The sequence below is a fragment of the Planctopirus limnophila DSM 3776 genome, from assembly GCF_000092105.1.
Classification (GTDB): domain Bacteria; phylum Planctomycetota; class Planctomycetia; order Planctomycetales; family Planctomycetaceae; genus Planctopirus; species Planctopirus limnophila.
Genome location: NC_014148.1, coordinates 3516402 through 3528305 on the forward strand (window position 1 = coordinate 3516402; position 11904 = coordinate 3528305).

The 11904-nt window shown below is 53.4% G+C and carries 9 protein-coding genes; 3 read left to right on the top strand and 6 right to left on the bottom strand.

The window, feature by feature from the left end:
- Position 1: 1 nt before the first annotated feature.
- Together flgK and PLIM_RS13940 are read left to right on the top strand one after the other, a co-directional pair.
- Positions 2 to 1702: a flagellar hook-associated protein FlgK gene (gene flgK / locus PLIM_RS13935; RefSeq protein ID WP_013110963.1), complete on the top strand. Its 1701-nt coding sequence runs from the start codon at positions 2 to 4 to the stop codon at positions 1700 to 1702.
- A gap of 192 nt (positions 1703 to 1894) precedes the next feature.
- Positions 1895 to 3811, top strand: a complete 1917-nt coding sequence (locus PLIM_RS13940; protein WP_013110965.1) for a flagellin — start codon at positions 1895 to 1897, stop codon at positions 3809 to 3811.
- Between the two features lie 186 nt (positions 3812 to 3997).
- Here PLIM_RS13940 and PLIM_RS13945 read toward each other — a convergent pair whose 3' ends face one another.
- The 6 genes from PLIM_RS13945 to PLIM_RS13970 all read right to left on the bottom strand — a co-directional run bounded on the left by PLIM_RS13945 (position 3998) and on the right by PLIM_RS13970 (position 10857).
- On the bottom strand, positions 3998 to 5245 hold the full coding sequence (locus tag PLIM_RS13945; RefSeq protein WP_013110966.1) for an NAD(P)/FAD-dependent oxidoreductase: 1248 nt from the start codon (positions 5243 to 5245) through the stop codon (positions 3998 to 4000).
- A gap of 270 nt (positions 5246 to 5515) precedes the next feature.
- Complete coding sequence (locus PLIM_RS13950) at positions 5516 to 6595, bottom strand: proline racemase family protein (RefSeq protein ID WP_013110967.1); 1080 nt, start codon at positions 6593 to 6595, stop codon at positions 5516 to 5518.
- A 13-nt stretch (positions 6596 to 6608) separates the two neighbouring features.
- Complete coding sequence (locus tag PLIM_RS13955) at positions 6609 to 7523, bottom strand: dihydrodipicolinate synthase family protein (protein ID WP_013110968.1); 915 nt, start codon at positions 7521 to 7523, stop codon at positions 6609 to 6611.
- 129 nt (positions 7524 to 7652) lie between these two features.
- A complete protein-coding gene (locus PLIM_RS13960) occupies positions 7653 to 8831 on the bottom strand; it encodes a mandelate racemase/muconate lactonizing enzyme family protein (RefSeq protein WP_013110969.1) in 1179 nt (392 codons plus the stop codon).
- Between the two features lie 179 nt (positions 8832 to 9010).
- Positions 9011 to 9904: a carbonic anhydrase gene (locus PLIM_RS22985; RefSeq protein WP_052301585.1), complete on the bottom strand. Its 894-nt coding sequence runs from the start codon at positions 9902 to 9904 to the stop codon at positions 9011 to 9013.
- 41 nt (positions 9905 to 9945) lie between these two features.
- Entirely contained in the window at positions 9946 to 10857 is a 912-nt protein-coding gene (locus PLIM_RS13970) for a bestrophin family protein (protein WP_013110971.1), read from the bottom strand.
- A gap of 278 nt (positions 10858 to 11135) precedes the next feature.
- Between PLIM_RS13970 and PLIM_RS13975 the strand changes: the two genes are divergently transcribed.
- Positions 11136 to 11903, top strand: coding sequence for an SDR family NAD(P)-dependent oxidoreductase (locus PLIM_RS13975; RefSeq protein WP_013110972.1), 768 nt, complete (start codon positions 11136 to 11138; stop codon positions 11901 to 11903).
- Position 11904 lies beyond the last annotated feature (1 nt).

Sequence of the window (11904 nt, forward strand, 5' to 3'; positions counted from 1 at the left end):
CATGTCACTCAATGGTGCTTTAGCCGTTGCTTCGCGTTCGCTGGAGATTTTTTCTGCCAGTGTCCAGGTCTCGAGCAACAATATTGCGAACGCCAACACCAAAGGTTTTGTGCGCGATGCAGTTTCCCTCACACCCGCGGGGAGCTATCAGACGGGTTCACTGCTGGTGGGCAGCGGTGTGCTGGCTGTCGGAGTTCGACAGCAACTCGACACTTATCTCGAAAGCCGTATCCATGCGGCGAATGGCGATGCTGCGTCATCGACCATCAAAAGTGCCACATGGCAACGACTCGAAGCCACTCTGGGCGAACTGGGCGATGAAGATCTCTCGACAGCACTGAATGATTTTGTGGCCTCTTTACAGACGTTGACAGGTGCTCCAGATTCGGCGGGACAACGGCAGATTACTCTGCAGGAAACACAGGCACTGGTCAGCCATATCACGTCATTGCGTGGGAAAGTGGATGACCTGCGCACAACACTGAACGATCAACTGACATCTCAGGTGGATGAAGCCAATCGTCTGATTAATCAGATTGTCAATCTGAACCCCAAGATCAGTGCTCTTGAAGCGAACGGACTTAACCAGAGCGATGCGGGGGCCTTGCGTGTGGAACGCTTGAATGCCATCAACCGGCTTTCAGAGTTGATCCCTGTGAAAGCGATTGAAAGGCCTTCGGGGCAAGTCGATCTCTACTCGGGGAGCGAGTACATCATTCTGGACGGTTACACGCAAAATCTGGAAGTGACTCCTGCGACAGATGGCACTTTTGGTGTGCTGAATGTGCAGACGACAATTACGAAAGCTTCAGTGACCAATGGTGGCGGCGAGATTCAGGGAACTATTGAATCTCGCGACAGTATTCTGGGAGGCTTCACAAAACAGCTCGACCAACTCGCCAGTGGCCTGATCTATGAAGCAAATCGCATTCACAGCCAGGGAGAAGGGTTAACAGGTTACTCGACAGTGACCGGAACTTATCAAGTGGCGGATGCCAATGCGGCATTGAACACCAGTGCTGCGGGACTGAATTTTCCTGTCCAGCATGGCAGCTTTACGATCAAGGTGCGCAACCTCACCAGTGGCGAAACCACTGAAAGCAAGATTTCTATCGATCTCGATGGATTAGGAACTGACACGACACTCAATGATGTGGTGGCCAGCCTGAACGCCGTCGGTCAGGTGAGTGCGCAAGTGACTGCCGACGGCCAACTGCAGATCAATGCAGCTGCGGGTTATGAGTTGCGATTCGGAGCCGATAGCAGTGGATTTTTAGCCACACTCGGAATCAACACACTCTTTACCGGGACGGATTCCGGGAACATTGCGGTCAATCAGGTCGTGGCCCAGAACCAGAATCTCCTGGCCACGGGAAAAGGCGGAGGTGCGGGTGATTCCAGCAATGTGGCGTTACTGGCCAAGGTCCTGACGGTGGCATCGAGTCAGTTAAACGGACTTTCGATTTCGCAGTTTCAGGACAATCTCATTGCGGGAGTCGGCCAGTCTTCAGCTGCCGAGCAAGCGGTTGAAAAGGGATTTACCGGCTTTCGAGATTCCCTGTTGACGCAGAGAGAACAAGTCTCGGGAGTCAGCCTCGATGAAGAGACGCTGAACATTCTCAATCTGCAGCGAACATATCAGGCTTCTGCACGCATCATTTCGGTGGTGGATGAGCTCTTTAACACGTTGCTGAATATTTAAGGATCGACTGGAGAAGACATGCTCGCTCAAAGCCGCGAGGCATGGCACTTAAGCCGCTGGAAAAGGAACGGAAATTACGGCTTCAGGGATGATAAGGTTCGCTGGCCAACCAATGACCTGATCGCAAAGACATCACTGAGTATTTTAAGCAGCATCTGAAACCAAGTTGGCAGAATGATCGGGAGGAACGGCATGGCTCTGGGAAACATCGGTATCGGTCGAATGCCGAACAGCCTGCTCTACAGCAATGCCAATCGCGATCTGCAAACAGGCACCAGTTTGATCTCGCGTTTGCAGCAGCAGATCAATACTCAGCAGAAATACAATCTCCTTTCAGAGAATCCTACCGCCACACGCCAGACTTCGTCTTTGCAATCGTTGTTAGAGCGAGTTCAAGGGGTTCGCAGCCAGCATACTTACAATCAGGGATTTCTGAGTGCGGCCGACAATGCCCTGGGTGCTGTGAATGATGTGGTCGTGCAAGCAAAAGGAATTTTGCAGACAGGGATTGGCTCGACATCGACGCCGGAAGAAAAAATCGGCCTCGCAAATGAAGTCGCCACATTGATTCAAAGTGCTCTGAACTCAGCCAATACGCAGTATCAGGATCGTTTTTTATTCAGCGGTACAGCCACTGGAGTTTCTCCCTTCGATCGTACCGGCGACACGGTGATTTATCGTGGAAATTCGGGAGAAGTCAAAGCCTTTGTGGATGTCAATCAACTGGTTTCGACATCCCTCTCCGGAATTGATGCCTTTGGTGGCATCTCACAACCGAATGTCACTGCACTTTCACCAGCGCTCGAACTGACGACCCCGCTCTCGGCACTGAAAAATGGGGCCGGCGTGAATCTGTCTTCGCTGACAGTGACTGTCGACAACGGGACTCCCATTGAGAAGACGATCGATTTAAGTACCGCTGTCACCATTGGCGATCTCAAGACCCGCATCGAAGCCGCCTTTGCGGGAGAAGCCGAGACCGTGACGGTGGATATTGATCCTCTCAGTCCTGGCGGGCTCCGAATTACACCCTCCAATGGTACGGTAGCAATCGCAAATAGCGGCAGTGGCACGACAGCCACACAATTACGATTGGCGACAGGCCCTGTCGCTGTGGCTCAGGGGGGAAGCCTCGAACCAACCGTCACTCTTTCGACCAGTGTGGCGGCCCTTAATGGAGGTGCGGGAATTGGTGCGACCGCAGGAACTGGTCTGCGGATTGTGAATGGAGAGACCACCACGATTGTCGATCTCGATGGTGCTACGACCGTACAACAGGTGTTGCAGCGAATTCGAGCGGCTGACCCGAATGTCTCTGCAGAAATCGATCCAGCCGGTCGCGGCCTGATTGTCGGAACTCGACTGAGTGGCGTGAATTTCTCGATCGGAGAGAATGGCGGCACCAATGCGACAGGCCTGGGGCTGAGAACATTCACTGGCGAGACATCGCTTTCGCAGCTCAATCTGGGCAAAGGAGTCGTCTTTACACCCGGCTCGCCAATCAGCATCACCCGCCGGGATGGAACGACTACGAACATCGATCTCTCGTCGGCCACTACCATTCAGGATGTGCTCAATCTCTTCAATGCGGCTGACCCGGGTGTATTTACTGCGAGCCTGAATGCAGTTGGTAATGGTATCTCTTTGACCGATTCATCGGGAGCCGGGCCACTGACTGTCGCTGCCACCGAGAGTGCCATCGCTTTAGGGATTGACGGAACCGAAAACACAGGCGCAACCGGTGTACTGACTGGAGATGACTTGAATCCTCAGCGAACAGGTGGTGTGTTCGATTTGCTGATCTCTCTCGAAAACGCACTCCGCTCAAATGATAATGTTGAGCTGGCGAGACTCTCGCCTTTACTTGAGAAAGCCTCGGGCCAGATCACGATATCTCGGACAGAAATTGGTACAAGGCAACAGTTGATCGATGAAGTGGGGAATCGACTCGATGACCAGAACCTGCTGACCAAAGAGACGTTATCAAACATCTTTGACACAGACCTGACTGAAGCTGCGACACAACTTCTGCAACTCCGGCAAGTTTACGAAGCTTCCATGCAACTCACGGCTCAGACGCTGCAGTTAAGCATTCTCAACTATCTTTAAGAGATGAGTCTCTGTGGCTGCTGAACATCACGCAAGAGGACTCTCACCCTGCCCTCTCCTACGAAGACTTGGGAGAGGGTTCCAGAGGGGTACGAGATGTGGAGTTGAGAGTAAAGGACAGCCCACAGCCGTAAGCATGGCCCCTACCGGAATGCTAATGATCCCACCTGCCATCACTCGTGGGTATTAAAAGCGTGTGACGGCGTACGGTTTGGGGTCGATGTGGGGCTTTTCACCGGTAATCATCTCGGCAATCAACTTGCCAGTGCTGGAGGCCAGCGAGATTCCGAGCATGCTGTGTCCTGTCGCAAGCCAGCCACCACGCACCTTAGGGGTTGGCCCGATGATTGGCACACTGTCGTAAGTCATAGGTCGCCAGCCCCACCAGGGCTCTTCTTCCTGCTGGCCTACAGGATCTTTGAGATACAGCTTGGCTCCCTCTGTCAGGAGCTTGAGGCGGCGGGGATTAATGGTGGTGTCGTAACCGGCGAATTCCATGGTTGAGCCGATCCGATAGCCCGTTTGAAAAGGTGTGATGGCGACACGGTGATCATGGAAGATCAACGGGACGCGCGGGCAGACGGCGGGCCTTTGCATGGTAATCGACAAGCCCTTCCCCGGCTGAACGGGGATCGAGCATTTGAGCGCCTTCTGGAACATGGGCGAGAGGGCACCAGCGGCCAGGACAACATGTTTTGCCTCGATTTCCCCCTGGCTGGTTTTGACCGAGCGAACTTGTCCAGCTTCGGTCACGATCTCTTCGACCTTGGTGCCTTCGAGCAGTGAAACGCCCTGATTCATTAAGTTCGAACGCATCTGGCTCATCAACCTCTCAGGATGCAGATGGGCATCGCATTCATAGAGGAAGGCTCCAGTGTTCCCCGGTTTGAGAGCGGGTTCAAATTCCATCAAAGCTTCATCGCCAATAATGCGACGAGAAGGCCGATCAAATTTTTCGGCCAGCATGTCATCCGTCTTGCAGAAGGCTTCAAACTCAGAGGCTTTTCGATAGACGAAGAGAATGCCATCGTTCTGCCATTCGCACTCGATACCATCTTCCGCAAGGACCGTTTTGTATTCGTCAAATGAGGATCGCAGGATGGTGTTGAGTGCCAGACCGGCGGCCATCATGTCCTTCTCATTGCAGCGGCGGGCAAAGTTGGTCAGCCAGCCCAGCAGAGGCAGGTCAAGCCTGGGACGGATGTGGAATGGAGAATCGGGGGTCGTCATCGACTTAAGTGTCTTCAGCAGAACACCGGGCTCTGCCAGGGGAAGGACATGGCTGGGACTGACATATCCGCAGTTCCCTTTGGAGCAGAAGCCCCCAATGGTCCCCTGCTCGACAACTGTTACAGAGAGATTCTTTTTGGCGAGATAACGTGCACACATGGCCCCGACAACGCCACCACCAACGACCACAACATCAACTGCCACGAAGTATCCCCTGATCTCGAAGTTGTTCCTGCACTTACGAATTGCTCGTGTTCTCGAAATCATCCATGTCGCCAGATCTATCAAGGCCGGGGCGCGAGGCCAGATTGAGGGCGATAGCGATCTCTCTTGAACAAACACATCCTGCTAAATGATAGCAGGTCTGCCCACCTCTGGAGCATGACAAGAGACTCGAATGAAAAAATCGAACTGACTTGCTGTACGTCAGTAACCATTTCTTGACACGCACCTCTACCACCAGCTTTGTGACAGTTATTGGGGCGGCAATATCCCCCAGCGGAATGGATCCGCTTCATCGATCTGGAGCGTGGACACTCCTGTCACATAAGCCTCACCAGTCAACTGTGGCAGCACTTCCAAGCCCCTCTCGCCTTCTCGAATTGAAAGGGCTTTGGCCTGAAAACAGCTTCCCACAATGCTTTTCTGTCGCCAGAGGCCCCCTTCGGCCACTTTTCCATCAGCCACAAGGCAAGCCAGTTTGGCACTGGTCCCTGTACCGCAAGGTGAACGATCATAGGCACCACCAGGGCAGAGCACAAAGTTCTGGCTGTCAGCAATACTCGAATCGCAACTGGCAAATAATTCAACGTGGTCGATTTCTGCGCCTTGGGCTCCAGCGATCCCCTGTCGCCCAAGTTCGCTGCGAATCTGCGATGTATAGGCCAGCAAGTCTGACAGATTCCCCAGATCGAGTGACTTCTGGTGAACCTCTTCGCCTATCAGAAAGAACCAGTTGCCACCCCAGGCAATATCTCCCGTGACAACTCCCAACCCAGGTACAGAGAGCGAGACGGCATGTCGATATCGATAGCTCCAGACGTTCGTCAAAGTGACTGAAGCACTACCGCTCCACGTCGCTGCAATCGACCCGACAGGTGTATCAATCGTCACTGGGCCGGGAGCAATCAGCCCCATCTGTCCCAGTGAGACGATGACACCAATCATCCCGTGGCCACACATGCCGAGATAGCCGGTGTTATTGCAGAAAACCACACCCGCTTGAGACGAGGCATGCTCAGGTGGTGTCAAAATGGCACCGACGAGAACATCCGAGCCACGCGGTTCAAGCAGGCTGGCAGTTCTCAGCCAGTCGGCTTCCGTCTCCAGAAACTGCCGTCTCTCGGACATCGTTTTCGGCAGGATTAACGATGAACGATCGATCGCCTTTCGCAAGCCGCTCAATACCGATGGTGATGGCGACTCTTGAGAGGTTAGCGCGCCCTCCCGGCTGCCGGCGAAAGGCCAGTGCTGACCGTCATAGATCAGCCGTGTAGGTTCACCACCCGTGTGGCTATCGACAACCTGAATCCACTGCCTGGGAATGTATGTCACTTTGAATGTTCACTCAATTGGCAGTGGAAGAAAGGAGGGCGTCCAACTGAGGGCGGTTGGCAATCGCATCGCGAATCAACTTCGTAATGCGTGTGCGCTCTTCACCCACCAGCGGCAAGCGAGGTGGACGGGTCAATTCACTGCCATATCCCACTTCCGCCATGCAGAGCTTGATATACTGAACGAGCTTGGTGTGCGTATCGAGGTGCAGCAGTGGGGTGTACCAGCGGTAGATATCGAGAGCTTCCTGCCACCGACCAGCCGTGGCCAGTTCCCACAGTGCACGGTTTTCCGCAGGAAAGGCGTTGACCAGGCCAGAAACCCAACCTTCAGCCCCCAGCAGAATACTTTCGAGCGCCAGGTCGTCTACACCCGAAAGGAGCGTGTAGCGATTTCCCAGAAGATTGCGGATATCGGTGATCCTGCGGACGTTATCTGAAGATTCCTTGACTGCGACAAATTTGGGTTCATCAGCCAGTTCCTGCAGCATGGCAGGAGTCACATCGACAGTGTAGGCCACTGGATTATTGTAAATCATAATCGGGAGAGACGAAGCCTTAGCCACTTCACGAAAGTGAGTCATGGCTTCGCGGGCATCGGCTTTATAGACCATACAAGGGAGCACCATCAGCCCGTTAGCACCCAGCTTTTCAGCATCAGCAGCGTAGCGGCAAGCCAGTGCTGTCGTGTACTCGGCCACACCACTGAGAACCGGCACGCGTCCAGCCACATGCTCGACGACGCTCTTGAGCACTTCCCGCTTTTCATGCGGCTCCAGGGCGGTGTTTTCCCCAACACTCCCCAGCATGATCAAGCCATGCACACCTTCATCAATCAGCACATCAACATGCTTGAGGGTAGCTTCGATATCGACAGAGAAATCTGCATGAAACTGAGTCGTCACCGCAGGATAGACGCCGTGCCACATAACGAAACCTTGCCTCGGAAATGTTTTGATGTTGGGTGCAAAAATCAACTTCAGTAGAGTAAGCATCCTGAAAAGTGTTGTCAAACTGGAATTTTCAAAATCCGTGGTGTGAGCTTTTGGAAGCTGCGTCTAGAGAATCTGCCCCTCTTCAACACAGACCCGGCGAATGGCTGTTTCATCAACCGTGATCCCCAAGCCAGGACCATGGAGCCTGGGTGCCCAACCGCCGCGTCCGAAGGTGAGGTCTTCTTTTGACAGAGGTTCTTTGACGAGAAATCGATCAAAGCTCCCTTCATGATGCCGAATTCCTCCGACGGCCGTGGCGAACTGCCGGCCTGCTGCGGAGAGAATCCCTGTCTCACCCACCTGGCAACCCAACTGATAGCCGAGTCCATGTTTGCTCGCAAAAGCTGCCATTTCGAGTGAGGGCAGAAAGCCGCCGCATTTGGAAAGCCGCAGGTTGAACAGATCACAGGTTCCATCACTCAACGCACGCCGGGCATCTTCGAGGCTGCAAACCGATTCATCGAGCATAATGGGGACGGAAATGCGTCTTCTCAGATGGCTTAACGCCTGCACATGCTCATGAGCCACAGGTTGCTCGCACGACGTGATCCCGAGATTGGACAAGCGCTCCAGACGTTCTTCCAACTGGTCGGGAAGCCAGGCTTCGTTGGCATCGATCCGCAAATCAAAACTTTCTCCTAACAATCGACGAACCCATCTCGCCTGCTGAACATCATCACGGCCCGCAATGCCAACCTTCAGTTTCCCGGCAGCAAACTGGTAGTACCGCAGTTTGGCACAACGAATCATCAATTTAGGAAGATTCATCGACGTGAAAACGGCACTGTACCGGATTCGCTCTGGCTGGATCACAGGCTTAGGCACGCCATCGATTTTCGCCAGCTCGGCGATTCTCCAGAGTGGTTCGCCCGCTTTTCGGAACGCCGCATCGAGTAAGGCCAACTCAACCGCACAGCGCATCGAATTACCGAAACAATGGCGATCATCATCCGGGCGGCCAATGGTCAGCGAGCGGCACAGTGCCATGGCTTCGGCCAGATCTTTCCAGCCACCACGCAATTGCCTCTCCACCTGGGACTCGCGCAGAAGTGGCCACAGATCGTCCACTGTCTCGCCGGTCACATACTTTCGAGGCAGACCTTCCCCCCAGCCGGTTTCGCCACTCTTCAACTGGCAGCGAACAATGACAGACAACGTTTCCGTCCGTGAATGCGAAGCGTGTGTGATCTTCCGCTTGAGGGGAATTCGCACAATCCAGGCATGCAGGCTGGCAATGGTCATGCGTGACAATTCATAAAATTCATTGATCCAGGTAAAGACAGAAAGAATTCAATCAAACCGTCAATTCAGTTGGAATGCTGAGTGTCGCTTAAAGTATCAGCGGGCATGCTTGCTCAGAGCCGCCGCAAGCATGGCACGAAACTGAACCTCAGGAAGCGACCATGTGCGAGGCTGAACCACTACAGCTTCATTGTCAAGCGGCAGCTATCACGCTCTTCATCCGGCAGATTGAACAGCGCTTCGACCACTTCACTCGAATACTGAGACAGCTCTTCGGGAGATGTCGGGGCATCGCGTAATTGAGGTGCTGCCCCTGATTCCAGTGGCAAAGCTTGAACACGCAGCGAATCGAAATCGTAAATGCCAAACTTGACCTGTGGTGGATTCTTGACTCGCAGTTTGAGTTCCCTCTGCAGTTCAAGAGCCGTAATGGAACTATTGATGTACGACGTCACAGCCACAAGGAACGATCGATGGAGTTCCGGGTTGTGCTGGAAGATCGGTGAGTACTGCTCGAGCGTACGAGCTGCACCGCGGACAGCAATCTGAATCTGATCGACCAGTGTTCGTAATGGAAACGTGTAAGCAATATCGGCATACCCTTCTGGTGAAAGATACGTATCGACCGCAGCCGTAACGGCTCCACATTTGGAATGCCCCATCACGACGACCACCTTCAGGCTTTCGCCCAGGGCTTTCACCGCATAATGCAAAGATCCCAGGCATTCAGACCCCAGGACGTTCCCGGCAATGCGTAGCACGAACAGATCATTGAAAGACTGATCGAAAATCTGCTCGGTCGGCACGCGGGCATCGGAACAACCCAGCACCACAGCAAAAGGAGCCTGAGTCAACACAGCTCCTTCGAACAAGGGCAGCCCCATTGCCACAGGGCTGATGGGCATGACAATAGGATCTTTAAGGGAAGGATCCAGTGTGTGCTTCTGCATCTGCCGCACGAATTGTATGAACCGTGAATTCCCTTCGAGCAGATGATTGACCGCGGCTTCGGTGGTAGGAATCTGCCGTGGAGTCACGGGTGCATATGGGTCATACCGATAAATCAAATCCATTTTCAAAACTTTCCGGGGAGGTGATGAATGACATCCCTGCATTAATCGTGCTGATCGTCACATATAAATACGGGTTTAAATAGTGCCAACTGACCGGCATCACGAGCGATGGTCAATGTCAACGCTTCGAGATCGAGGCAATTGCCATCGGAACCAAAGGGGTCTTCAATTTCAACGCTAGCTTCTTCCATACCCAGCAGTGCCAGCGAAACAACAAACATTAACACAGGAGACCACCAGCCACAGCGTTCGCATAAGACAAGAGGCAAGGTGATTAAATAGGCGAGAATCAGTTGCTTGATCATCGCCACATAGATGAATGGCAAAGGTGTTTTCTGGATTTTCTCACACCCACCCTGAGCATCGACCATTTTGGAAAGCTGGTCTTCCATGTGGCGAACCTGCATCGAATCGAGCTTTCCTTTCCGATACTGCTCGCCAATCCAGTGACTGATGGCAGATGTGACCCCCGTGGGAATGTTTCCGAACCGAGAAACCTGCTCGCAAAGTTCCGCTGGCAGGTAAACATCGACTTCCTCGGTATCGCGTTGACCATGCAATGACCGCCTCAGTGAGATCACATACCCGGCCACTAACCTCGAAAGGGTTGAACCGCGCTCGCCATACTCGCAGCCGAAACGTACGAGATTTCGCGAACTGTTGATCAACTGACCCCAATGAGAGCGCCCTTCCCAATAACGGTTATTCGAAGAGTTCATGCGGAAGACAATCAGGAATCCCAGGAGCGAACCAACGACGGCATGCCCCACAGGATCGATCCCTAGAAATCGCTGTTCATCATACAACTGGAGATCACTTCCCAGTTCAAATGTGGCCTGCACAAGCAGTGCATAGAGCACACAGGTGAGGACACGCCAGCCAGCTCGGGGCAAAGCGGTTCCGCGAAATGAAAATGCCGTCTTCCACCAGCTATAACGGTTGTATTCGATCATGAAGGAGTTTTGCTCCAGGACTTCAGGTTACTCAGATGCCGCTGTGAGTTTTGTTTTGAATTGATTTCCGAGCTTATCAGCAATAAGGCTCGTTTTCGCCAGCAAGCCTCAAGCCAACAGTCAAGAAGGAATTAACCACCGGCAGGCATCCACTCGAAATGGTTCATCCATTTCAGAAAAGGTGTAGCCAAATAATGGCGAACGGGATAGTCCTTCTCTGTTGTCATTTCGAGACTTGGCAAGCGACAACCCATTGATCGACCATCAGGAAGATTCCCATGCGATTTCAGAACCGTGTTGTTTTGATCACTGGAAGTGCGGCTGGGATTGGTGCCGGCTGTGCCCAGGTATTTCTGGACGAAGGAGCGAGAGTCATCTCGTTGGATCGCGATCAGACTGCACTGGAGAAATGGCTCGAAAACCTGGCTCCTGCACAACGCGAGCAGGTGTGGCCGATTGTCTGTGATGTGGCCCATACACCCCAACTGCAGAATGCAATCCAGTCGGGTATCCAACGTTTTGGTCGCCTGGATTGCCTGATTAACAACGCAGGGATCCATCCTCCCGCCTTGACGATTGCCGAAACATCTCTGGAACTGGTCGAGCACGTGCTGCGAGTCAACTTTATTGCCACGTTCGCCGCCAGTCAGGCGGTCGTTGAGGAACTCAAAAAGACTCGCGGCACGATCATCAATATCTCATCGATGACGGCGGTCCTTGGTCAGGAAAACTCAACCGCGTATGCGGCTTCGAAGGGTGCCCAGGTGAGCTTCACCAAATCGCTGGCCCTGGAGCTGGCACGCTATGGAGTGCGGGTGAATTCCATTCTTCCCAGTAATGTGGATACGCCTTTGATGCGTTCCTGGGCCGCTTCTCTTGCTGATCCGGAAGCGGCTCTCGAGCGAGTGGCCCGCTTACAACCCTTGGGACGGATGGCCACCCCGGAGGAAATCGGAAAAATCGCTCTCTTTCTGGCCACTGAGGACTCCAGCTTTCTCACTGGACAGGCCATAGAAGCCGATGGCGGGGCAGCACTGGATTATTAGT